Raw genomic sequence first — 23553 nt, forward strand, 5'->3', positions numbered from 1 at the left:
TTTGCTGAAAAATAGAGAGAGCCTTTAAATGAGTATGTCTGAATTTTCCTCTGCATCTAATAGCGTTAGAGCAGAACAAGTATTACGTGGAGTAGATTTAAATCTACTGACTGTTTTTGATGCAGTAATGCAAGAGCAAAATATTACTCGAGCAGCTCAAAACCTAGGTATGTCACAACCGGCAGTGAGTAATGCGGTATCACGACTAAAAGTGATGTTTAATGATGAACTCTTTATTCGCCATGGTCGTGGTATTCAACCAACGCAACGTGCTCGTCAATTATTCGCACCAATGCGTCAAGCACTGCAATTGGTAAAAAATGAATTACCAAGTTCGACGTTTATTCCTGAAACATCAATGAGACAATTTAAGCTCTCAATTTGTAGCCCTTCGGATATTCGTTTTGCTCCACGAATCATGAGAGATATTCAGCAAAAATCGCCTCATATTAGTTTAAAGTTGTCTGGTGAACATGAAGCGGATATTGCTCAAAAGCTTCGTTATCAAGAAATTGACTTTGTGATTGATTATGTTCGTTTTGACGAACCTGGTTTTATGAGCACTGAGTTATTTACTGATGAATTAGTGGTTGTTGCTGCCGTTAATCACCCTCGAATTCAGGGTATGATTACTAAAGAGCAATTGGCAAATGAGAAACATGCTGTTCCTGCTCGTATTGAAAATACAAAAGGGTTTGCAGACCATTTATATCAAGATGCTATTTATGAGCAAGCTTACAAAGGGGCTAGCATCAGCAACATTCTTTATGTTGTTTCTCAATCAGAGTTGATTACGGTTGCTCCTAAGTGGTTGGTCAGTTCAATGCCAAACCGCGATCAACTGGCTATTCTTCCATTGCCAATTGAATCAAAAGGGATCAGTGGCTATTTAAGCTGGCATGACTCGTACCAAAAAGACAAAGGTCATATTTGGATGCGTGATCAATTGATGCTTATTTGTGGCGAAGAAGTCGTTGCTTCAAGTAAAGGTATGATGTTTTAGCGTTGAAATACTCTAAAATTAGAAGAATAAAAGGCAGCATCATTGATGTTGCCTTTTTTGTAGGATCTCATTCGATATAAATGAAATGTATATTATTAATAATGAACTTGTTAATACGGCTCATCAGAAATGAGTTTCGTACAACATTCCTTACATTTTATACAGGGAAAGTATTGCCTTTTTTAGCACCACTTGTACACTTTGTTTAGATTATAGCTTACAAGTGTAAGCCTAAAGGTGATACGAGATGACTATTCAAAATCCACATATTGTAAAAGAGATCCGCCAGCACATTGCAACTCGTGCAAATGACACTGCATTACGTGAACGTAAATGTGGCGCTTGGAGTGACACTCAGTGCTCAGCATGGAGTGACATCACTTGGGGTGAATTTGGTCAGCAAATGGATACTCTGTCTTTAGCACTATTAGCTCATGGATTGAAAATACAAGAGAAAGTAGGGATCTTCGCCAATAATATGCCTCGCTGGACTGTTGCTGATTTTGCAACAATGCAATTGCGTTCAGTGCCTGTGCCTATTTATCCAACGAACACACCAACACAAGCGGCTTATGTTATTAATGACGCAAATATCCGCATATTATTTGTGGGTGAACAAGCGCAGTATAATTCGGCGGTTGTGATTTTTGAACAATGCCCACAATTAACTCATATTGTTGCGTTAAGTGATGACATTGATTTAAATGATCACGAAGCTGGTATTTCGTGGAATGACTTCATTTCTGCAGCAAATGAATCTCATCAAGAAGAGTTAACTCATCGCCTTGATACGGCTGAAATGGATGATTTGCTGACATTGATCTACACCTCTGGTACGACAGGGGAGCCAAAAGGGGTAATGCTAGATTACACCAATATTGGTTCTCAATTAGAGGGACATAACACGAATTTAGCGCTAACGGAAAAAGACGTATCATTGTGTTTCTTACCGTTATCGCATGTTTTTGAACGTGCTTGGACGTTTTACGTTCTTTATAAAGGCGCGATTAACTGCTATTTACCAAACACAAACTTAATTAAAGACGCACTCATTGAAGTTAAACCAACGGTTATGTGTGCGGTTCCTCGTTTTTACGAGAAGATTTTCTCAACGGTCCATGAAAAAGTATCCCGTGCTCCTGCTCATCGTAAAGTGATGTTTACTTGGGCTGTAAATATGGGGGCGAAGATGTCTGCTTGTAAACAAGAGGCACGTGAACCTTCATGGATACTGAAACAGTCTCATAAAATTGCAGATAAGTTAGTGTTGTCTAAATTACGAATGATTTTGGGTGGAAACATCAATTTTATGCCGTGTGGTGGCGCTAAATTGGATGCAACCATTGGCCGGTTTTTTCATGCGCTTGGCGTCAATGTTAAATTAGGTTATGGCATGACAGAAACCACAGCAACGATTTCATGCTGGGAAGACGGTAAATTTCATCCTGATTCTATAGGCACATTAATGCCTGGCGCTGAAGTTAAGATTGGCAAAAAGAATGAAATTCTAGTTCGTGGTCCGATGGTCATGAAAGGATATTATAATAAGCCAGAAGAAACCGCATTGACCTTTACTGAAGATGGTTTCCTAAAAACAGGCGATGCTGGTGAGTTTGATGCCGACGGTAATTTATACATTACTGATCGTATTAAAGAGCTTATGAAGACCTCTGGTGGTAAATATATTGCACCACAAGTGATTGAAGGAGCGATTGGTAAAGATCATTTTATTGAGCAAATTGCCGTTATTGCTGACACGCGTAAGTTTGTTTCTGCATTGATTGTTCCTTGTTATGATGCTCTTGAAGAATACGCAAAAGAGTTGAATATTGCTTACCATGACCGTATGGAATTAGTTAAGAACAGTGAAATTGTCGAAATGCTTGAAAAGCGTGTCGCTAATTTACAAAAAGAATTGGCTCGTTTTGAACAAGTGAAAAAATTCACATTATTATCGAAAGCATTTTCGATGGATAAAGGTGAATTAACCCCAACACAAAAGTTACGTCGTAAAGTTATCAGTGAGCGTTATCAAGACGAAATTGAAGAAATGTACGATGAGAAGAAAGAGAAAGCAGAATAGTATATCTCTGTAGATTCATAGATAAAAAAACCAGTCACTTTTAGGCTGGTTTTTTTTCGCCTAAAAAATGAGATCTTACTCAATGTAGAAAGCGTTATGCCTTCGTTTTTTATTGAAACGTAACTATTTTAATCTCTCTTTATTGCCTATAACTTGGTTTTTACTTCTGATTTATCTTGGTTAGGTTGATTTTAAATATTGAGAATTAATTAAAGCCTGAATTTATATTCTGTAGAGTTAAAATGACGCTAGACCAAGGTGCTATGAAAAGGTTAAAGTTGTTTCGTAATGTTGGCTTTTGTTATGTAAGCGTGCGGGGAACTACACCTAACAAATAAAATTCATTATGCGTATCTTACGATCTTTCATTTAACGAGAACGTAATTATGCAAAAAGATAAAAAGAGAACACCAGAGCAATGGCACGCTCTATTTGAATCTCAGCAATCTAGCAAGCTTAGTGCCGCTGAATTTTGTCGTAACCATAATATTCTGCCAAAGACATTTAGTGCACGTAAAGCACGATGGAAACAAAAGATTAACGCTTCTACTTTCTTGAAAGTAGAAGCGTTAACATCAACTATCATCGCCACTCCACAATTACCAGATATTCAACTTTCTATCGGAAAATTGCGATTAACATTGCCAGCTAATACTGAACCTCACTGGATAGGACTCTTATTAAAAGGGTATCAATCATGAATGTATTTACTGATGTTTCCACCATTTATCTTCATCGTGATTTTGTCGATTTTCGCAAGGCCATTAATGGCCTTGTCGTGATTGTTGAGCAAGAAATGCAACTATCACCGTTTAGTGATGCTCTATTTATATTTTGCAATAAGCCTCGTGATAAACTCAAAATATTGTATTGGGATAAAACAGGATTCGCTTTATGGTACAAGCGATTAGATGAAGACCGCTTCAAATGGCCACGAAATATAAATAACGATACGTTAGCATTATCAGAGCAGCAACTGACACTGCTATTACAAGGTTTTGATATCTTAGGACATCAACCGGTACATTATCAAACAACCCTTTAAATAGTTGATTCTCAGTCAAGAATAGGAGGCAACCGATTGATTACCTGTATTATCGTTATATAGTCATCTACATGATTGATAAAATAAAACCACTTCCTGATACCATTGACGAGCTGAAAGCACTTGTGCTTCAGCTTGAAAATAAATATAACCGTCTTCTAGAGCAATTTCGACTGGCTCAACATCAGCGCTTTGGTAAAAGCAGTGAATCTGACTCGACTCAATTTGATTTATTCAATGAAACAGAAGAAGAAATCATCATTGAAAATGATGACACACAAACGATTACCTACACTCGTCAAAAGCCAAAACGCCAACGCTTACCTGAAGACTTACCGCGTACTGTTATTATCCACGACATAAAAGATAAAACTTGTAAGTGTTGCGGTCTAGAGATGCATGCGATGGGTAAAGACATCAGTGAAAAGTTGGAATTTGTACCAGCTAAAGTGGAAGTTATTCAACATGTTCGTCCTAAATATGCTTGCCGAAATTGTGAAAAAAACAATACTTCAGTAGACATTAAACAAGCCCCAATGCCAGCGTCACCAATCCCTAAAGGGATTGCGACCGCAAGTTTACTTGCTCAAATTATTACGGCTAAATTTCAATACAGTCTTCCACTTTATCGTCAAGAAACGTTATTTCAGCAATGGGGTATCATTATTGGACGGCGAACGATGGCGGATTGGTTAATAAAATGCTCGGTACTATTTACCCCTCTTAATAACGAGTTACATCGTATTTTGCTTGAACAACCCACTCTGCATTGTGATGAAACAACGGTAAATGTGTTGGATGTTGAAAAAGCAAAATGTTATATGTGGGTCTACTGCTCTGGCTATGATTCTCCAGGCTCTGGTGTTTTGCCTGGAATTGTACTTTATGATTATCAATCTAGCAGGCATGGCTACCATCCAGTTAACTTTTTAAAAGGTTATAACGGGTATTTACATACCGATGGTTACCAAGGTTATGAACAAACTGAAGCGATTTTAGTTGGCTGTTGGGCACACGCACGTCGACGATTTATTGAGGCTCAACGTGTTCAAGTAAAAGGGAAAACAGGGAGTGCAGATTGGGTATTGAGTAAAATCCAAAAGCTATACCGGATCGAATCGTTATTAAAAGAGGCTTCCCCTGAAGCCAAGTATGTTGCTCGGCAGACAGAAGCCCGCGATTTACTTAAAGAGCTCCGTGATTGGCTTGATAGCGCAGTTAGTCGAGTATCACCTAAAACAAAATTAGGTGAGGCGATTAGCTATACATTAAATCAATGGGATAAATTAGTTCGTTATATTGATGATGGATTGTTATCTATTGATAACAATCGAGCAGAGCGAGCGGTTAAACCGTTTGTTATCGGCCGGAAAAACTGGTTATTTTCGGGTTCAACGGCTGGTGCAGATTCAAGTGCAATGCTTTACAGCATTGTAGAAACAGCAAAGGCAAACGGATTAATCCCTTACGATTATATTAGGTATTGTCTAGATCGTTTATGTGTTGGATCGCCAGATATCGATTCACTTTTACCTTGGAATGTAAAAGACAAGGTGTAGTTCCCCGCACGCTTACCTTTTAACGTTAATTCATCGTAATTGTTAAAAATAAGATTATAAAAAAAGGCCACCGAAGTGACCTTAATGTAGAGTGCGTTATGTCATGCTAATCAGGCATTAACCTGTATTTCGCATACCTGCAGCTATGCCTGCAATAGTGACCATCAGCGCTTCTTCAAGCTCAGGAGAGGTCTCTTCTTGCTGACGTGTTCGATACAGTAATTCAGCTTGCAGCATATTTAGTGGATCAACGTAGATATTACGCAGACGTATCGACTCCGATCCCCACGGGTCACTTTCCATTAAGTGGTCACTGTTTTCTACATTCAAGACCGCTTTAATGTCTGCTTGTAATTGATTACGTAGACGTACGCCTAGAGGCCATAAGGATTTATCCGTTAAGCGTTGGTCGTAGTACTCTGACATTTGTGGATTACACTTAGTGTAGACCATCTCAAGCATACCAAGACGGGTAGAGAAGAATGGCCATTCACGACACATTTCTTCTAATAGCTCTTGGTGACCTTTATCAATCGAGTATTGAATCGCTTCACCCGCGCCTAACCATGCAGGAAGTACCAGACGGTTTTGGCTCCATGAGAAGATCCAAGGAATAGCTCGTAGACTTTCAACACCGCCATTTGGATTACGCTTTGCAGGGCGAGATCCTAACGGTAATTTGCCTAACTCTAACTCAGGGGTTGCTGCTCGGAAGTAAGGCACGAAGTCTTTTTCGCCACGAACAATATTACGGTACGCTTCGCACGATACTTCAGAAAGTACTTCCATTAAATCGCGCCATTCTTGCTTAGGCTCTGGTGGTGGAAGAAGATTCGCTTCAAGAATCGCACTTGCGTATAAATTAAAGCTGTTTACTGCCACTTCAGGTAGACCAAGCTTAAACCGGATCATCTCACCTTGCTCAGTAACACGTAGGCCACCTTTTAAGCTTTTTGGTGGTTGAGATAGAAGTGCGGCATGGGCTGGTGCACCCCCACGACCAATTGTACCGCCACGGCCGTGGAATAAGGTTAGTTCAATGCTTTCTTTCTCACAGACATCAACTAAGGCTTCCATCGCACTGTATTGCGCCCAGCCAGCAGACATCACACCGGCATCTTTTGCTGAATCTGAATAGCCGATCATGACCATCTGATGATTTTGAATAAATCCGCGGTACCAATCAATAGAGAACAATTGTTCCATGACTTCTTTAGAGCGGTTTAAATCGTCTAATGTTTCAAACAATGGGCACACATCCATACGGAATGGGCAACCTGCTTCTTGAAGCAGAAGATGAACAGCCAATACGTCTGATGCGGTGCGAGCCATTGAAATTACATAAGAACCGAGAGCTTCTTTTGATTGCTCAGCGACAATTTTACATGTATCAATAACTTCTTGAACTTCTGCTGTTGGAGTCCAATCGCGAGGAAGAAGAGGGCGTTTAGAGCTTAATTCATTCACTAAGAAAGAAATCTTATCTTGTTCGCTCCATTGATCGTAATCACCAATGCCTAAGTAACGCGTTAGTTCAGAGAGTACATTTGAATGGCGAGTACTTTCTTGACGTATGTCTAGGCGAACAAGATGGGCTCCAAAGGCTTTGACACGGCGTAGCGTATCTAATAAAGAACCTTCAGCAATGATACCCATACCGCAAGCGTGTAGTGACTGGTAACAAGCGTGCAAAGGTAACCATAATTGTTCAGCATTACGAAGGATCGGTTTGTTATTGGTTAACTCACCTTTCATTTGTGCATCAAGATTTTCAAGCGTATCGTTTAATAGAGTACGAAGTTGTTTTAAGATAGCTCGATAAGGTTCGTGTTGATCACCAGCAAGCTTACGAACTTCATCGGTACACTTCACCATCGACAATTCACTGATTAACTCATTTACGTCTTTTAAGTAAAGATCGGCCGCTTTCCAGCGAGAAAGCAGCATAACTTCACGTGTTATCGTGTGAGTTACAAATGGATTACCATCGCGATCTCCCCCCATCCAAGAAGACATATGGACAGGACGAGCATCAATCGGTAAGCCTTCACCTAAATGATTTTCAAGACGTTGATCAAATTCACGTAAGAAATCAGGAATACCTTGCCATAATGAATTTTCAACAACGGCAAACCCCCATTTTGCTTCATCTAATGGCGTTGGACGTTCTTGACGAATAACATCAGAATGCCAAGCTTGAGCAATCAGTTGCTCAAGGCGACGTTCTGTTTTTTCTCGTTCAGAAAATGAGATATCACTCAGTTCAAGTTTTGATAAACATTCATTGATCTTTACCAATTTATTGATCATGGTACGGCGCGCAATTTCTGTTGGATGCGCAGTTAGCACTAGCTCAATGTTGAGTTCACGCACCGCTTGTACCGTATCTAATTTGCTGATGTTGTTTTGGCTTAATTTAGAAAACAGTGAGCTGATCGCATCAGGTTCGCATACGTGTTCTTCGCAGTGACGAGAAATCGTATGATACTGTTCTGCCATATTGGTTAAATTTAGGAACTGACTGAATGCACGAGCAACTGGGGTCAGTTGATCATTAGGGAGACTTTTAATCTCTTCAATTAATGCATTACGGTCATTGTCGCTTCCTGCGCGCGCTGTTTTAGACAGCTTACGAATGGTTTCAACTTTTGCTAATAGCTCTTCACCATGAGCGTCTCTAATTGTGTTTCCAAGTAGATGACCCAACATGCTTACATTGCTTTTTAAAGCCGCGTACTTTTCATTCATACATACTTCCTATACTGTAATTTTATTACATCCTAAATTTTTTCTGCATTCAATCTATCCGAATTTACGGCTCTTCGTCAAACTTTGAAGAATAAACGATGATTTTTTAAACGATACATTGCCGTAGATCATCGAATATTGATTTGCTTTTAATGAGTGTTGTAAATTTATTTCAGATTAAAAGCAATGTTTATACATTAATTTGCTCAATATATTGATTGTCGGGTCAATGAATGAAAATGCTAAAAATTCATCAGGTTGGTGCGCTTGTTCAATGGAACCCGGACCTAACACTAATGTTGGACAAAGATCTTGTAAGAAAGGAGCTTCAGTACAGTAATTAACGGTTTCTACTTCTTGGCCACAAATCTCAGCAACACTTGTTACGATAGGGCTATCAGCGCTGCATTCATAACCTGGGATAGGTTCATGCAACGGGGTTATTTCAATTCTTCCTGGCCATTTTTCTTCGACGTCTTTCAATGCATCACGCAGCATATTATCTAATCCATCAAGGCTAATTCCCGGTAATGGGCGTACGTCATAATGAAGTTCACAACAGCCGCAAATACGATTCGGGCTATCACCGCCATGGATATGGCCAAGATTAAGGGTTGGATAAGGAATAGAAAAACCAGGGTTGTGGTATTCCTTAACTAATTTATTTTTTAAATTCATTAAAGCAAACATGATTTCATTCATGATTTCTAACGCATTAACACCATAAGCCGGGTTTGATGAATGACCAGATTTACCGGTAACACGAACGGCGTTGGCGACATGGCCTTTATGACCACGAATAGGCATTAAGTTTGTTGGTTCACCAATAATACAGTAATCCGGTTGGATGCTAGTGTTTGAGGCGAAATGGCGGGCGCCAAGCATGGTTGTTTCTTCATCACAGGTGGCCAAAATATAAAGTGGCTTAGATTGGTCTTTCCAATTGATGTTTTTTATTGCCTCTAAGATAAAGGCAAAGAAGCCTTTCATATCAGCGGTTCCAAGCCCATAAAATCGATCGTTGGCTTCGGTTAGAGTGTGAGGGTCGTAGTTCCAACGACCTTGATCATAAGGGACGGTATCGGTGTGTCCTGCGAGTAATAACCCGCCTTCTCCTGAACCTAATTTAGCCAATAGGTTGAGTTTTCCTTTCTCTATTTCTTCAATTTCAACTTCACAGCCTAAATCTTCACACCACTGTGCTAATTTATGTATGACTTTTGCATTACCTTCATCCCAGCTTGAGTCTGTAGAGCTGATTGAAGAGGTTGAGATGAGCTGTTGATAATATTCTTTAAATTCTGGTATTTTCATTTATTCATACATCCACTGTTGACACAAAAGAGAGAACCCTGTAAAACACATATTAAATCACAATAAGTGAATAGAAATACAGTTTAGTTTAATTTTAATGAATAAACTAAAATTTAAAAAGGAAAGCAGTATCTAATATGTGTAACGCTCAAGTTACCTTGAATGGCTTTTTCCTTCAATAGTTGAAGAGCTAAATGGACGTATTTATGTTGAAAACAACCATCATCGGAGCAAGCGGATACACAGGTGCTGAACTGGCATTGATGGTATTTAAGCACCCGCATCTTTCTTTATCTGGCTTATATGTGTCTGAAAACAGTTTGGATAAAGGAAAAGCGATCAGTAAATTACATGGTTCATTAAGAGGGGTGGTGGATGACACATTGCAACCTCTAGTAAATGTAAATCAAGTGGCTAAAGAGAGTGATATTGTTTTATTAGCGACGGCTCATGAAGTGAGTCACGATTTGGCGGCCACTTTTTTAGAGAATGGCTGTGTTGTTTTTGACTTGTCAGGTGCGTTTCGTGTTCAAAAAGAAGGTTTCTATTCTGAGTTCTATGGTTTTGAACATAAATATGAAGATTGGTTAGATAAAGCGGTTTATGGATTGGCTGAGTGGAATGCGGATGCGATTGCTAAAGCCCAATTAATTGCCGTTCCTGGATGTTATCCAACGGCGTCACAATTAGCATTAAAACCATTAGTTGACGCTGGATTATTAGATCAAAATCAGTGGCCTGTTATTAATGCAACGAGCGGAGTGACAGGGGCTGGACGTAAAGCTAATTTAGCCAGTAGTTTTTGTGAAGTGAGTCTTCAACCTTATGGGGTGTTCAATCACCGTCATCAACCTGAAATTGCCGCACATTTAGGGTGTGATGTTATTTTTACGCCTCACCTTGGTAACTTTAAACGTGGGATCTTAGCAACCATCACGACTAAATTACAAAAAGGGGTGACAGAAGAGCAAATTCAAAAAGCATTTGATGCCGCTTATACCGATACACCCGTGGTTCGTCTACTCGGTAATGAAATGCCAAAATTGCAGTCAGTAGAGAAGACGCCTTTCTGTGATATTGGTTGGAAAGTGCAAGCCGAACACCTAATTGTTGTTTCTGCGATCGATAATTTATTAAAAGGTGCATCAAGCCAAGCGATGCAGTGCATTAATATTCGTTTCTGCTTTCCAATGTTAACCGCTTTAATATAAGGTATGGAATATAGTATGAATCAATGTCCATTAGTGATTAAGTTAGGTGGTGCGGTATTGGCATCAACCGAAACGTTAACACTATTATTTAAAACGGTTTCAAATTATCAACAACAAGCCCAACGATCATTAGTTATTGTTCATGGCGGTGGGTATTTAGTTGATGAGTTAATGGAAAAGCTTCAGTTAGAAACGATTAAAAAAGAAGGATTACGTGTAACACCAAAAGAGCAAATTGGTTATATCACCGGCGCACTGGCAGGGACGGCAAATAAAATGCTGCAAGGCCAAGCGATGAAAAATGGTGTGAATGCGATTGGATTAAGTTTGGCTGATGGCGGTTTATGTCGCATTACTCAATTAAGCCCTGAGCTCGGAAATGTGGGTTTAGCGACAGCGGGTGATGCAAAGGTATTAAATGCCATTCTAGCGACACAAGTTACCCCCATTATCAGTTCTATTGGCATTACTGCTGATGGTGAGCTGATGAATGTGAATGCTGACCAAGCTGCTGTGGCGGTTGCTACCGTATTAAATGCAGATCTCGTTTTACTTTCGGATGTTGCTGGCGTACTCGATGCAAATAAATCATTGATACCAAGTTTGGATTCAGAGCAGGCCGAGTTGTTAATTCAACAAGGTGTTATCACTGATGGCATGATAGTGAAAGTGCGCGCGGCTCTAGAAGCGGCACAAACATTAGGCAAAGCGATAGAGGTCGCGTCATGGCGCTCACCTGAAAAATTAGCCGAGTTGTTTATTGGAAATAGCATCGGCACACAGTTTCAGCCTTAATTGGCATTGAATAGAATTAACTTTATAGAATACAGTCGCCGCGAGTATGCGGATCAAGGAGAATAGAATGAATAAGAAAGTAAACGTAAACAAGGTCGTTGTTGCATACTCTGGTGGTCTAGATACATCTGTGATTATCCCGTGGTTAAAAGAAAACTACGATTGTGAAGTGATTGCATTTGTTGCTGATGTGGGTCAAGGGGCTGAAGAGTTAGAAGGTATTGAAGCTAAAGCGATTGCTTCCGGTGCATCTGAGTGCTATGTGGCTGACTTAAAAGAAGAAATGGTCTCTGAGTACATTTTTCCTACGTTAAAAACAGGCGCTCTTTATGAGGGTAAATACCTACTTGGTACGTCAATGGCTCGTCCTATTATCGCAAAAGCACAAGTTGAAGTGGCGCGTAATGTTGGCGCAGATGCACTTTGCCATGGCTGCACAGGTAAAGGTAATGACCAAATCCGTTTTGAAGGTGCATTCGCAGCATTAGCACCAGATCTACACGTAATTGCACCATGGCGTGAGTGGGATTTAGTGAGCCGTGAAGAGTGTCTTGATTACCTTGCTGAACGTAATATCCCTTGTACTGCTTCACTTACAAAGATCTACTCTCGTGATGCAAACGCATGGCATATCTCAACTGAAGGTGGTGTTCTTGAAGATACATGGAACGAGCCAAACGAAGATTGCTGGGCATGGACTGTCGATCCAGAGCAAGCGCCAAATGAATCAGAAACAGTATCAATAAAAGTTGAAAAAGGCGCGGTTGTTGCCGTTGATGGTAAAGCGATGACCCCTTATGAAGTGGTTGTTTATCTAAACGAGAAAGGAATAAAACACGGTGTTGGTCGTATCGATATCGTTGAAAACCGCCTTGTTGGAATGAAATCTCGTGGTTGTTATGAAACTCCAGGTGGCACGATTATCAATGAAGCACTACGTGCGGTTGAGCAATTGGTGTTAGATAAAGCGTCATTTGAATTTCGTGAAGAGTTAGGGATCAAAGCCTCTCATCTTGTTTATGATGGTCGTTGGTTTACACCATTGTGTAAATCAATCTTAGCGGCAACAGAAGAACTGGCTCAAGACGTTAATGGTGATGTTGTTATTAAGCTTTATAAAGGTCAAGCGACCGTAACTCAAAAGCGCTCTGATAATAGCTTGTATTCAGAAGAGTTTGCTACTTTTGGTGCTGATGAAGTTTACGACCAAAGCCATGCAGAAGGTTTTATCCGTCTTTACTCATTATCAAGCCGTATTCGTGCTCTAAATAGTAAGTAATTACTATTATGTAACAACTGTTTGATAATTTGTTTTACACTAGTCGAAGTTCATTTAATGATTAAATGAACTTCGATTTTTTTTGTCTACATTATTATAATAAGAACTTTGTAAGCGTGCGGGGAACTACACCTTGTCTTTTACATTCCAAGGTAAAAGTGAATCGATATCTGGCGATCCAACACATAAACGATCTAGACAATACCTAATATAATCGTAAGGGATTAATCCGTTTGCCTTTGCTGTTTCTACAATGCTGTAAAGCATTGCACTTGAATCTGCACCAGCCGTTGAACCCGAAAATAACCAGTTTTTCCGGCCGATAACAAACGGTTTAACCGCTCGCTCTGCTCGATTGTTATCAATAGATAACAATCCATCATCAATATAACGAACTAATTTATCCCATTGATTTAATGTATAGCTAATCGCCTCACCTAATTTTGTTTTAGGTGATACTCGACTAACTGCGCTATCAAGCCAATCACGGAGCTCTTTAAGTAAATCGCGGGCTTCTGTCTGCCTAGCAACATACTTGGCTTCAGGGGAAGCCTCTTTTAATAACGATTCGATCCGGTATAGCTTTTGGATTTTACTCAATACCCAATCTGCACTCCCTGTTTTCCCTTTTACTTGAACACGTTGAGCCTCAATAAATCGTCGACGTGCGTGTGCCCAACAGCCAACTAACATCGCTTCAGTTTGTTCATAACCTTGGTAACCATCGGTATGTAAATACCCGTTATAACCTTTTAAAAAGTTAACTGGATGGTAGCCATGCCTGCTAGATTGATAATCATAAAGTACAATTCCAGGCAAAACACCAGAGCCTGGAGAATCATAGCCAGAGCAGTAGACCCACATATAACATTTTGCTTTTTCAACATCCAACACATTTACCGTTGTTTCATCACAATGCAGAGTGGGTTGTTCAAGCAAAATACGATGTAACTCGTTATTAAGAGGGGTAAATAGTACCGAGCATTTTATTAACCAATCCGCCATCGTTCGCCGTCCAATAATGATACCCCATTGCTGAAATAACGTTTCTTGACGATAAAGTGGAAGACTGTATTGAAATTTAGCCGTAATAATTTGAGCAAGTAAACTTGCGGTCGCAATCCCTTTAGGGATTGGTGACGCTGGCATTGGGGCTTGTTTAATGTCTACTGAAGTATTGTTTTTTTCACAATTTCGGCAAGCATATTTAGGACGAACATGTTGAATAACTTCCACTTTAGCTGGTACAAATTCCAACTTTTCACTGATGTCTTTACCCATCGCATGCATCTCTAGACCGCAACACTTACAAGTTTTATCTTTTATGTCGTGGATAATAACAGTACGCGGTAAGTCTTCAGGTAAGCGTTGGCGTTTTGGCTTTTGACGAGTGTAGGTAATCGTTTGTGTGTCATCATTTTCAATGATGATTTCTTCTTCTGTTTCATTGAATAAATCAAATTGAGTCGAGTCAGATTCACTGCTTTTACCAAAGCGCTGATGTTGAGCCAGCCGAAATTGCTCTAGAAGACGGTTATATTTATTTTCAAGCTGAAGCACAAGTGCTTTCAGCTCGTCAATGGTATCAGGAAGTGGTTTTATTTTATCAGTCATGTAGATGACTATATAACGATAATACAGGTAATCAATCGGTTGCCTCCTATTCTTGACTGAGAATCAACTATTTAAAGGGTTGTTTGATAATGTACCGGTTGATGTCCTAAGATATCAAAACCTTGTAATAGCAGTGTCAGTTGCTGCTCTGATAATGCTAACGTATCGTTATTTATATTTCGTGGCCATTTGAAGCGGTCTTCATCTAATCGCTTGTACCATAAAGCGAATCCTGTTTTATCCCAATACAATATTTTGAGTTTATCACGAGGCTTATTGCAAAATATAAATAGAGCATCACTAAACGGTGATAGTTGCATTTCTTGCTCAACAATCACGACAAGGCCATTAATGGCCTTGCGAAAATCGACAAAATCACGATGAAGATAAATGGTGGAAACATCAGTAAATACATTCATGATTGATACCCTTTTAATAAGAGTCCTATCCAGTGAGGTTCAGTATTAGCTGGCAATGTTAATCGCAATTTTCCGATAGAAAGTTGAATATCTGGTAATTGTGGAGTGGCGATGATAGTTGATGTTAACGCTTCTACTTTCAAGAAAGTAGAAGCGTTAATCTTTTGTTTCCATCGTGCTTTACGTGCACTAAATGTCTTTGGCAGAATATTATGGTTACGACAAAATTCAGCGGCACTAAGCTTGCTAGATTGCTGAGATTCAAATAGAGCGTGCCATTGCTCTGGTGTTCTCTTTTTATCTTTTTGCATAATTACGTTCTCGTTAAATGAAAGATCGTAAGATACGCATAATGAATTTTATTTGTTAGGTGTAGTTCCCCGCACGCTTACGTTAAAAGATCCTCTTATACAAACAAAAAAACCGCCACAAATGGCGGTTTTTCTTAATACATTATCATTAACGATTAACGTCAGGACGAACCCCTAATGTATGACAAAGAGCATAAGTATGTTCTGCACGATTTAACGTATAGAAGTGAAAATCTTTTACGCCTTCACGACTTAAAATTCGCGTCATATCAATCGCGTGACTTGCCCCAACCATTTGACGAGTCACAGGATCATCATCCAAGCCTTCAAATTGCTGAGCCATCCAACCTGGGATTCTTACGTTATTCATTTTAGCAAAACGTGAGGCTTGCTTGAAATTTGAAACGGGTAAAATACCTGGAATAATTTCAACATCAATGCCCGCAGAAACACAGCGATCACGGAAACGTAAATAGCTTTCCACATCAAAGAAAAACTGAGTAATCGCACGGTTAGCACCCGCATCTACTTTACGTTTTAGGTTTAATAAATCCGCTTGTGCGCTTTTGGCTTCTGGATGTACTTCAGGAAATGCAGCCACTGAAATATCAAAATCATGTTGTGATTTTAGTAACTCAACCAAATCTGAAGCATACATATCTGGTGCACCACCACCCGCTGGAATATCACCACGCAATGCAACAATATCTTTAATACCATTTGCCCAGTAATCATTCGCAATGTCGATTAACTCTGAACGGCTCGCATCAATACACGTTAAATGCGGAGCAGCAATAAGACCCGTTTGCTCTTTAATTTCTTTAATAATGGAATGGGTACGATCACGTTCACCAGAGTTAGCCCCATACGTTACAGACACAAATTTTGGTTTTAGTGTTTTTAAACGATGAATTGAGTTCCAGAGCGTTTCTTCCATCTTCTCTGAACTTGGTGGAAAAAACTCAAAAGATACATTGATACAGCCATTAAGCTCTGCAATATTTTGATTTAACGACTCTAAGTGGCTTGCGTGTGAATAGGCCATGTCTTGCTCTCCCTGCTGTAGTATTAAAAGGAATACTACAAAACTCTATCATCCGTGACATCATGTTTGGACGTCTATATGTCTACAGAATGTATGTTATAGAGTTCAAAGTCAAGGATCTGATTATGAATTTTTTTCAAGTTAACAATGAGGGATTTTCAAGCAGAAAGAAATAAAGAGAAGAGAAGAGATAGCGTGTCCATTTATTCTAAAGCTATTAATTAGATATTAAATTCAAACATAAAAAAACGCCAGCACGAGTGCTGGCGTTTAAAATTATTAGTTGGCTATTGATTACTCAGCAGCAACAACTTCTAATTTCAATGTAGCAAATACTTCAGAGTGAAGTTGGATGCTAACTTCGAAAGAACCAGTTGTACGTAGAGCGCCTTCAGGAAGACGAACTTCGCTTTTCGCGATTGCAACGCCAGCAGCTGTAGCAGCGTCAGCGATATCACGATTACCGATTGAACCGAATAGTTTACCTTCGTCACCAGATTTTGATGCGATAGTAACTTCTAGAGCGTTAACAGACTCAGCGCGAGCTTCTGCAGCAGCTAGTTGCTTAGCAACGTTAGCTTCTAATTCAGCGCGACGAGTTTCAAACATCTCTACGTTAGCTTTAGTTGCCATAACAACCTTACCTTGTGGGATAAGGAAGTTACGTGCGTAACCAGCTTTAACGTTAACTTGGTCGCCAAGGCCACCTAGGTTACCGATTTTATCAAGTAGAATAACTTGCATTATCTTAGTCCTCTATAAACTTATTTAAACCGCTATCGACTTACAGATGCTTATCTGTGTACGGTAGAAGTGCAAGGTAACGAGAACGCTTGATAGCGCGAGCTAGCTGACGTTGGTATTTAGCACGAGTACCAGTGATACGGCTAGGTACGATTTTACCAGCTTCAGTGATGTAGTTTTTTAGAGTTGCTACGTCTTTGTAGTCAATCTCTTGTACGCCTTCTGCTGTAAAACGGCAGAATTTACGACGACGGAAGAAACGAGCCATGGGCTATCTCCAGATCTAAATGAATTTAATATGCTCAGCATGTAACACTACTCTAGACACACCATTTCGGCCTGTCTGGTACGTGATAAAACCACCTACCATAACGTTACTACCCTGAGCCAAGTTTGCAGTTAAAGCTTGAGACCCTTGTCCACTAACTACCACGTTCATTCTGCAATAGACTTCACGTGATAAGCCAGCTTCCTGTTTAACCGAACGATGCTCAATGACAAAATGACAATGAGGTATGCCCGCAGGACTAAGACTTCGAACCGGAGCCTTTGCGATAAGACCGCTTAACTCCAATCGATTGGTCATCAAATCAATTACTCAGCAGCAGCTTCTTCAGCGCGTGGTGCAGCGTCTTCACGCTTAGCAGTACGCTCTTCTTTAGCTTTCATCATTACTGATGGCTCAGTGATCGCAGCTTTAGTACGCATGATCATGTTACGTAGAACAGCATCGTTGTAACGGAATGCAGTTTCTAGTTCATCAATTGCAGCTTGCTCAGACTCAACGTTCATAAGAACGTAGTGTGCTTTATGCAGCTTGTTGATTGGGTAAGCCATTTGACGACGACCCCAATCTTCTAGACGGTGGATAGTACCACCAGCTTCTGTGATTGAACCTGTGTAACGCTCGATCATGCCAGCAACTTGCTCGCTTTGATCAGGATGCACCATGAATACGATTTCATAATGACGCATTGGTTGCTCCTTACGGATTATTCAGCTTCCACGATTGGCTCAGTCATCCAAGGGAAGCAAGGAACTAAAAAAAAGACTGAGAATTAAGAACGGCGGATAGTATAGAAAAACAGCGTTATTAGCAAGAAAAAGATACCTAAATCACAAAAATATTTTTGTTAATTTAGTATAAAAAAAGAAGGCAATGAAATGATCATTACCCTCACTCTTAGCTAGTTGTTTTATAGACTATTTACTCTTGTAACGAACGCTGACGTACGGCTTCAAACAAACAAACACCAGACGCTACAGAAACGTTTAAACTGGTTACAGAGCCAGCCATAGGGATTTTAATCAAGTCATCACAAGTCTCGCGAGTTAGACGGCGCATGCCATCTCCTTCCGCACCCATAACAATAGCTAATGGACCCGTTAACTTCGATTGGAATACATCTTTCGTCGCTTCACCAGCAGTACCAACAAACCATACGCCTTTCTCTTGAAGTGCACGCATAGTACGAGCCAAGTTAGTTACACGTACAAGAGGCACCATTTCAGCCGCACCACAAGCAACTTTACTTACTGTTGCTGTCATTGATGCTGATTTGTCTTTAGGAACAATAACAGCTGCCACACCTGCACCATCAGCATTACGCAAACAAGCACCAAGATTGTGAGGATCGGTTACACCATCAAGAACTAAGAATAATGGATTCTCTGTTTTATCCATGATGTCGTCTAAGTCACGTTCATTCAACTGCTTAGCAGGCGTAACACGAGCAATAATACCTTGGTGATTTGCACCTTTCGCTTTGTCGTCTAACGTTTTACGTGGAAGTTCTTGGATCTTAAATCCAAGCTCACCCAGTTCAGTGATGATCGGTAATAAACGATCGTCTTCACGACCTTTTAATACAAAGATTTCAATGAAACGGGCAGGATCACGCTCTAATACAGCTTTGGTTGCGTGGATACCAAAAAGAAATTCATTACTCATGTTATCGCTTCTTTCTATTACAAATTAGTGGAGCTAATGAGGCAACGTTGCCTCATCATCGAATGTTTACTTACTCAGCCTTTGGCTTTCTTGCGCGTACTTTTTTCTTGTGTCTTGGTTTTTTATTCGCCGGAGCACCTTCAGCAGAACTGTCAGGACGCTTTGTCGGTTCAACCATGGCTTGAGCTTTTGAATTAACTTTGCCCTTACCTTTGGATTTACGCTCACCTAATTGACCACGACCTTTCGGTTCAACTTTATCGCCTTTTTTCGCTTTAAAATTAGGATCACGGCGAGGGGCTTTTTTATCATCACGCGTCTTCGCATTGTCTTTGGCTGTTTTGCCTTGACCACGCGCTTTACGCATTGAGGTAGTGCATTCAAAGTCAATGTTGCGACTATCTAAGTTAACGGCAAGTACTTTCACCGTCACTTGATCACCCAATCGGAAGATCTGACCTGAACTCTCACCCGTTAAACGCTGACCCGCAGCATCAAATTGGTAATAGTCATTTGCCAAAGATGAAATATGTACCAGACCATCAATGTGCAACTCATTCAATCGAACAAAGAAACCAAAGCCCGTGACATTGGCAATCACACCTTCTAGTTCTTCGCCAATATGGTCTTGCATGTATTCACACTTCAACCAATCAGACACATCACGTGTCGCATCATCTGCACGACGCTCTGTCATTGAACATTGCTCACCAAACACATCCATATCATCAAACGAATAATGATACCCACCTGTTGGTGTCCAACGATCGGTGTTATGACCTTTTTCTTTTGCAATAAGATACTTAATAGCACGATGCAATAATAAATCAGGGTAACGACGAATTGGCGATGTAAAGTGTGCATAACGCTTAAGAGCCAACCCAAAGTGACCTTGATTATCTGCGTTATATACCGCTTGCTTCATTGAGCGCAGTAACATCGTTTGAATCAATTCTTTATCTGGACGATCGGCAATCAAATGAACTAATTGACCGTAATCTGTTGGAGATGGCGTTAACCCACCAGATAAGCTTAAACCCAGTTCTCCTAAGAAATCACGGAAACCCGTTAAGCGTTCTTCACCTGGCGCTTCATGCACACGGTACAACGCTGGCTCTTTTGCTTTTTCTACAAAAGTCGCTGAAGCGATATTCGCCAAAATCATACATTCTTCGATGATTTTATGTGCGTCATTACGGATCACAGGTTCGATGCGATCAATTTTACGTTCAGCATTGAAAATAAATTTAGTTTCAATGGTTTCAAATTCAATGGCACCACGCGCTTCACGTGCTGTTTTTAGCACCTGATACATGTTGTGCAGTTCTTTCAAGTGCGGAACCAACGGTTCATAACGTTGAGTTAGCTCTTCGTCACCATCAAGAATGTCGCTTACTTTATTATACGTAAGACGCGCGTGTGAGTTCATCACCGCTTCGTAATGTTTAAAGCCTGACAGTTTTCCTGATGCAGAGATAGTCATCTCACACACCATACATAAACGGTCAACTTGAGGATTCAATGAACATAAACCGTTAGACAAGATTTCCGGTAACATCGGAACCACTTGAGCAGGGAAGTAAACGGAATTACCACGCTGAATCGCTTCTTTGTCTAATGCGTTTTCTGGACGAACGTAATAACTAACATCGGCAATCGCAACCCATAAGCGCCAGCCACCTGAGGCTTTTGCTTGACAGAATACCGCATCATCGAAATCTCGAGCATCTTCACCATCAATGGTGACTAATGGCAGTTCACGAAGATCGACACGACCTTCTTTTGCTTCTTCTGGCACTTCCTCTGCTAGCCCTTCAACTTGTTTTTCAACCGCTGCTGGCCATACATGAGGAATATTGTGAGTACGAAGTGCAATGTCAATTTCCATTCCCGGTGCCATATTCTCACCAAGAACTTCAATAACATGACCTGACATGCCGCGAGCACGGCCACCACGGTCAGTGATATTAATCACAACAACATTTCCCATACGAGCACTCATTTTATGCTCATTAGGAATGAAGATATCTTGGTTAATACGCGAATCGTCAGGCACAACGAAACTTAATCCATCTTCCGTAAAGAATCGACCAACAATGCCATCGTTATGAGGCTCTAATACACGGATAACACGACCTTCTTTTCGGCCTCGTTTATCGGTACCCGTTGGTTGCACTAATACCACATCACCATGAATGACTTTTTTCATTTGGTGGAAAGGCAAAAGCACATCGTTATCTTTACCAATGCTGCCTTCAGGACGGATCCAACCGAAGCCATCACGGTGACCAAGAACAAGGCCTTTCAATACTTCAATACGTTCAGGTAGCGCGTAACACTGACGACGAGTAAAGACTAATTGCCCATCTCGTTCCATTGCTCTTAAACGACGACGTAAGCCTTCATAGTTATCTTCACCAGATAAACCTAGGGCTTCGAATAAGTCATTACGATTTAAAGGCGCTTCTGCTTTTTGGAAAAATTCAAGAATGAACTCACGGCTTGGAATTGGATTCTCGTACTTTTCTGCTTCTCGATCTTTGAAAGGATCGTTTTGAATAATCTTAGACATAGGCGACCTGCTTAGTCAGAGGAGATAATAAGGTAATTGTACCTGAGTATAGAAACAACAGATAGGAAAGTATCAGTAATTACACTCGTTTTAACAAAATCAATAATTCATTATTTTCTGTCAACATATCTTGAATTGTATGCTGATCAAGTTCATCTAAAAACGCTTGTTTTGCTTTAGCTAATGCCGTTTTCAAACGACACGCGGGGGTAATATGACAAAATTCGGGCGCGCAATTTACAATGTTAAAAGGCTCGATAGATCGTATCACTTCACCAATAATAATCTGATCTGCTGGCCGACCTAAACAGATCCCTCCATTCTTGCCTCTTACTGTTTTTATGAACCCTTCTTGGCCTAATTTATTAATTATTTTGACCATATGGTTACGTGAGACATCAAAAGTTTCTGTCACAACAGTAATACTTGTAAGCTCCCCTTTTGGTAGTGAAGCTAGGTATATCAAGGCTCTAAGGCCAAAGTCGGTAAAGTTTGTAAGTTGCATATGCTCTCCTATCCTGTTTTTTCATTGTAATTCTTCTCTTGACTAAAAGATATATTTTAGATACAACTTATAACATACATTATAAATACAACTTTACATTCATACTATAAATATAAATTAAATAGGTCAGCCAAATGCTTAACAAAAATACGATTGATATCATTAAATCTACCATTCCATTACTTGCTCAGACAGGCCCTGCATTAACGGCTCATTTCTATGATCGTATGTTTGATCATAACCCTGAGCTAAAAGATATTTTTAACATGAGCAACCAACGCAATGGCGATCAGCGTGAAGCACTGTTCAATGCTATTTGTGCTTACGCTGGTAACATTGAAAACCTTGCTGTCCTTCTTCCAGCAGTTGAAAAAATCGCACACAAACACACGAGTTTTCTAATTACTGCTGAACAATACAATATTGTTGGCGGCCACTTAATTGCAACATTGGATGAGATGTTCTCTCCTGGTCAAGAAGTTCTCGATGCATGGACTGAAGCTTATGGCATTCTTGCTAACGTATTTATCCAACGTGAAGAACAAATCTACCAAGAAAATGATGTACTTGAGGGTGGATGGCGTGGCTTGCGTGAATTTGAATTAGTTGCAAAAGAAAAAGAAAGTGAATACATCACTAGTTTCACATTTATGCCGACAGATGATCTAACCGTCTCTTCATATAAACCTGGTCAGTACATTGGTATTTATTTAAATCCTGAAGAATTCGAAAACCAAGAAGTGCGCCAATACAGTTTATCTTCTGCACCTCAAGAAAAAACATATCGCATCTCCGTAAAACGAGAAGAAGGTGGTAAAGCCTCTACCTACCTACACGCTTCACTTAATATTGGTGATAAAGTAAACCTTACTGCACCCGCTGGAGATTTTTTCTTAGACGTTGAGAAATCAACACCAGTTACGCTTATTTCAGCAGGCGTCGGCTTAACGCCGACTCTTTCTATGTTAGAAACACTCACTAAGCATGAAGAAAAAGTAACTTGGTTGCATGCGACGGAAAATGGCTCTCAACATGCGTTCAAGCAACACATTTCTGCTTTAGCTGAAAAGCATGATCATATTTCGGCTTACACTTGGTATAACCAAGCACAAGAAATGGATAAGATCGGTCAAGATTTTCAATTCAGTGGTTTAATTAACCTAACTGAAGTTAAAGAAGATATCATTTCTGATGATGGTCACTATTACTTCTGTGGCCCTGTTGGGTTTATGCAGCATGTTGCTAAACAGCTAGTCGCGCTTGGGGTTTCTGAAGATCGCATTCACTATGAATGTTTTGGTCCTCATAAAGTTCTATAATCTTAAAAATGCAAAAAGCAGCATTGATATATTATC

General features: G+C 40.1%; 22 protein-coding genes. 9 read left to right on the forward strand and 13 right to left on the reverse strand.

The annotated features are described in order from the left end of the window. The first annotated feature begins 28 nt into the window (after window positions 1-28). The 5 genes from leuO to VSAL_RS14425 all read left to right on the forward strand — a co-directional run bounded on the left by leuO (window position 29) and on the right by VSAL_RS14425 (window position 5690). Window positions 29-1003 (forward strand): transcriptional regulator LeuO, encoded by a 975-nt coding sequence (gene leuO, locus VSAL_RS14405; protein WP_012551192.1) that lies wholly within the window; start codon window positions 29-31, stop codon window positions 1001-1003. A gap of 247 nt (window positions 1004-1250) precedes the next feature. Continuing rightward, on the forward strand, window positions 1251-3086 hold the full coding sequence (locus VSAL_RS14410; protein ID WP_012551193.1) for an AMP-dependent synthetase/ligase: 1836 nt from the start codon (window positions 1251-1253) through the stop codon (window positions 3084-3086). A gap of 386 nt (window positions 3087-3472) precedes the next feature. Continuing rightward, window positions 3473-3787, forward strand: a complete 315-nt coding sequence (tnpA, locus tag VSAL_RS14415; RefSeq protein ID WP_012548925.1) for an IS66 family insertion sequence element accessory protein TnpA — start codon at window positions 3473-3475, stop codon at window positions 3785-3787. Continuing rightward, a complete protein-coding gene (gene tnpB / locus VSAL_RS14420) occupies window positions 3784-4131 on the forward strand; it encodes an IS66 family insertion sequence element accessory protein TnpB (protein ID WP_012548924.1) in 348 nt (115 codons plus the stop codon). Before tnpA (VSAL_RS14415) ends, tnpB (VSAL_RS14420) begins: the two co-directional genes overlap by 4 nt. A gap of 71 nt (window positions 4132-4202) precedes the next feature. Then, window positions 4203-5690: an IS66-like element ISVsa2 family transposase gene (locus VSAL_RS14425; RefSeq protein WP_012549818.1), complete on the forward strand. Its 1488-nt coding sequence runs from the start codon at window positions 4203-4205 to the stop codon at window positions 5688-5690. Between the two features lie 117 nt (window positions 5691-5807). Here VSAL_RS14425 and ppc read toward each other — a convergent pair whose 3' ends face one another. Together ppc and argE are read right to left on the reverse strand one after the other, a co-directional pair. Continuing rightward, a complete protein-coding gene (ppc, locus tag VSAL_RS14430; protein WP_012551194.1) occupies window positions 5808-8438 on the reverse strand; it encodes a phosphoenolpyruvate carboxylase in 2631 nt (876 codons plus the stop codon). A 177-nt stretch (window positions 8439-8615) separates the two neighbouring features. Continuing rightward, window positions 8616-9752: an acetylornithine deacetylase gene (gene argE, locus VSAL_RS14435; RefSeq protein ID WP_012551195.1), complete on the reverse strand. Its 1137-nt coding sequence runs from the start codon at window positions 9750-9752 to the stop codon at window positions 8616-8618. Between the two features lie 206 nt (window positions 9753-9958). Between argE and argC the strand changes: the two genes are divergently transcribed. The 3 genes from argC to VSAL_RS14450 all read left to right on the forward strand — a co-directional run bounded on the left by argC (window position 9959) and on the right by VSAL_RS14450 (window position 13037). Beyond that, window positions 9959-10963: an N-acetyl-gamma-glutamyl-phosphate reductase gene (gene argC / locus VSAL_RS14440; RefSeq protein WP_012551196.1), complete on the forward strand. Its 1005-nt coding sequence runs from the start codon at window positions 9959-9961 to the stop codon at window positions 10961-10963. A 15-nt stretch (window positions 10964-10978) separates the two neighbouring features. Continuing rightward, a complete protein-coding gene (argB, locus tag VSAL_RS14445; protein WP_044583335.1) occupies window positions 10979-11758 on the forward strand; it encodes an acetylglutamate kinase in 780 nt (259 codons plus the stop codon). Between the two features lie 67 nt (window positions 11759-11825). Beyond that, entirely contained in the window at window positions 11826-13037 is a 1212-nt protein-coding gene (locus tag VSAL_RS14450; protein WP_012551198.1) for an argininosuccinate synthase, read from the forward strand. 126 nt (window positions 13038-13163) lie between these two features. Here VSAL_RS14450 and VSAL_RS14455 read toward each other — a convergent pair whose 3' ends face one another. From VSAL_RS14455 to nsrR, 11 genes are all read right to left on the reverse strand, one after another. Next, entirely contained in the window at window positions 13164-14651 is a 1488-nt protein-coding gene (locus VSAL_RS14455) for an IS66-like element ISVsa2 family transposase (protein ID WP_012549088.1), read from the reverse strand. A gap of 71 nt (window positions 14652-14722) precedes the next feature. After that, window positions 14723-15070, reverse strand: a complete 348-nt coding sequence (gene tnpB / locus VSAL_RS14460) for an IS66 family insertion sequence element accessory protein TnpB (RefSeq protein WP_012548924.1) — start codon at window positions 15068-15070, stop codon at window positions 14723-14725. Further along, window positions 15067-15381, reverse strand: coding sequence for an IS66 family insertion sequence element accessory protein TnpA (tnpA, locus tag VSAL_RS14465; RefSeq protein WP_012548925.1), 315 nt, complete (start codon window positions 15379-15381; stop codon window positions 15067-15069). The genes tnpB (VSAL_RS14460) and tnpA (VSAL_RS14465) overlap by 4 nt, the downstream gene beginning before the upstream one ends. 148 nt (window positions 15382-15529) lie before the next feature. Continuing rightward, window positions 15530-16426, reverse strand: coding sequence for a methylenetetrahydrofolate reductase (gene metF, locus VSAL_RS14470; protein ID WP_012551199.1), 897 nt, complete (start codon window positions 16424-16426; stop codon window positions 15530-15532). Between the two features lie 294 nt (window positions 16427-16720). Next, window positions 16721-17170, reverse strand: a complete 450-nt coding sequence (gene rplI / locus VSAL_RS14475) for a 50S ribosomal protein L9 (protein WP_012551200.1) — start codon at window positions 17168-17170, stop codon at window positions 16721-16723. Window positions 17171-17210: 40 nt separating this feature from the next. After that, window positions 17211-17438 (reverse strand): 30S ribosomal protein S18, encoded by a 228-nt coding sequence (gene rpsR / locus VSAL_RS14480; protein ID WP_005421136.1) that lies wholly within the window; start codon window positions 17436-17438, stop codon window positions 17211-17213. 15 nt (window positions 17439-17453) lie between these two features. Next, on the reverse strand, window positions 17454-17756 hold the full coding sequence (gene priB, locus VSAL_RS14485; protein ID WP_012551201.1) for a primosomal replication protein N: 303 nt from the start codon (window positions 17754-17756) through the stop codon (window positions 17454-17456). A gap of 8 nt (window positions 17757-17764) precedes the next feature. Then, window positions 17765-18145, reverse strand: a complete 381-nt coding sequence (gene rpsF / locus VSAL_RS14490; RefSeq protein ID WP_012551202.1) for a 30S ribosomal protein S6 — start codon at window positions 18143-18145, stop codon at window positions 17765-17767. A gap of 232 nt (window positions 18146-18377) precedes the next feature. Next, entirely contained in the window at window positions 18378-19121 is a 744-nt protein-coding gene (gene rlmB, locus VSAL_RS14495; protein ID WP_012551203.1) for a 23S rRNA (guanosine(2251)-2'-O)-methyltransferase RlmB, read from the reverse strand. A gap of 70 nt (window positions 19122-19191) precedes the next feature. After that, window positions 19192-21693 carry a ribonuclease R gene (rnr, locus tag VSAL_RS14500; protein ID WP_012551204.1) on the reverse strand — a complete coding sequence of 834 codons (2502 nt, stop codon included), beginning with the start codon at window positions 21691-21693 and terminating at the stop codon, window positions 19192-19194. Window positions 21694-21772: 79 nt separating this feature from the next. After that, window positions 21773-22198, reverse strand: coding sequence for a nitric oxide-sensing transcriptional repressor NsrR (gene nsrR / locus VSAL_RS14505; RefSeq protein WP_012551205.1), 426 nt, complete (start codon window positions 22196-22198; stop codon window positions 21773-21775). Between the two features lie 134 nt (window positions 22199-22332). On the opposite strand from nsrR, the gene hmpA reads away from it, so the two are divergent. Continuing rightward, on the forward strand, window positions 22333-23517 hold the full coding sequence (gene hmpA / locus VSAL_RS14510; protein ID WP_012551206.1) for an NO-inducible flavohemoprotein: 1185 nt from the start codon (window positions 22333-22335) through the stop codon (window positions 23515-23517). Window positions 23518-23553 lie beyond the last annotated feature (36 nt).

The sequence above is a fragment of the Aliivibrio salmonicida LFI1238 genome (assembly GCF_000196495.1).
Taxonomy (GTDB): Bacteria; Pseudomonadota; Gammaproteobacteria; order Enterobacterales; family Vibrionaceae; genus Aliivibrio; species Aliivibrio salmonicida.

Bases quoted from the DNA above. Each gene is read 5' to 3' on its own strand.
- tnpB (WP_012548924.1), bottom strand. From the start codon at position 15,070: ATGAATGTATTTACTGATGTTTCCACCATTTATCTTCATCGTGATTTT.
- hmpA (WP_012551206.1), top strand. From the start codon at position 22,333: ATGCTTAACAAAAATACGATTGATATCATTAAATCTACCATTCCATTA.
- rlmB (WP_012551203.1), bottom strand. From the start codon at position 19,121: ATGAGTAATGAATTTCTTTTTGGTATCCACGCAACCAAAGCTGTATTA.
- leuO (WP_012551192.1), top strand. From the start codon at position 29: ATGAGTATGTCTGAATTTTCCTCTGCATCTAATAGCGTTAGAGCAGAA.
- tnpB (WP_012548924.1), top strand. From the start codon at position 3,784: ATGAATGTATTTACTGATGTTTCCACCATTTATCTTCATCGTGATTTT.
- metF (WP_012551199.1), bottom strand. From the start codon at position 16,426: ATGGCCTATTCACACGCAAGCCACTTAGAGTCGTTAAATCAAAATATT.
- VSAL_RS14425 (WP_012549818.1), top strand. From the start codon at position 4,203: ATGATTGATAAAATAAAACCACTTCCTGATACCATTGACGAGCTGAAA.
- rpsF (WP_012551202.1), bottom strand. From the start codon at position 18,145: ATGCGTCATTATGAAATCGTATTCATGGTGCATCCTGATCAAAGCGAG.
- ppc (WP_012551194.1), bottom strand. From the start codon at position 8,438: ATGAATGAAAAGTACGCGGCTTTAAAAAGCAATGTAAGCATGTTGGGT.
- tnpA (WP_012548925.1), bottom strand. From the start codon at position 15,381: ATGCAAAAAGATAAAAAGAGAACACCAGAGCAATGGCACGCTCTATTT.
- argE (WP_012551195.1), bottom strand. From the start codon at position 9,752: ATGAAAATACCAGAATTTAAAGAATATTATCAACAGCTCATCTCAACC.
- rpsR (WP_005421136.1), bottom strand. From the start codon at position 17,438: ATGGCTCGTTTCTTCCGTCGTCGTAAATTCTGCCGTTTTACAGCAGAA.
- priB (WP_012551201.1), bottom strand. From the start codon at position 17,756: ATGACCAATCGATTGGAGTTAAGCGGTCTTATCGCAAAGGCTCCGGTT.
- VSAL_RS14450 (WP_012551198.1), top strand. From the start codon at position 11,826: ATGAATAAGAAAGTAAACGTAAACAAGGTCGTTGTTGCATACTCTGGT.
- argB (WP_044583335.1), top strand. From the start codon at position 10,979: ATGAATCAATGTCCATTAGTGATTAAGTTAGGTGGTGCGGTATTGGCA.
- argC (WP_012551196.1), top strand. From the start codon at position 9,959: ATGTTGAAAACAACCATCATCGGAGCAAGCGGATACACAGGTGCTGAA.
- VSAL_RS14410 (WP_012551193.1), top strand. From the start codon at position 1,251: ATGACTATTCAAAATCCACATATTGTAAAAGAGATCCGCCAGCACATT.
- rplI (WP_012551200.1), bottom strand. From the start codon at position 17,170: ATGCAAGTTATTCTACTTGATAAAATCGGTAACCTAGGTGGCCTTGGC.
- tnpA (WP_012548925.1), top strand. From the start codon at position 3,473: ATGCAAAAAGATAAAAAGAGAACACCAGAGCAATGGCACGCTCTATTT.
- rnr (WP_012551204.1), bottom strand. From the start codon at position 21,693: ATGTCTAAGATTATTCAAAACGATCCTTTCAAAGATCGAGAAGCAGAA.
- nsrR (WP_012551205.1), bottom strand. From the start codon at position 22,198: ATGCAACTTACAAACTTTACCGACTTTGGCCTTAGAGCCTTGATATAC.
- VSAL_RS14455 (WP_012549088.1), bottom strand. From the start codon at position 14,651: ATGACTGATAAAATAAAACCACTTCCTGATACCATTGACGAGCTGAAA.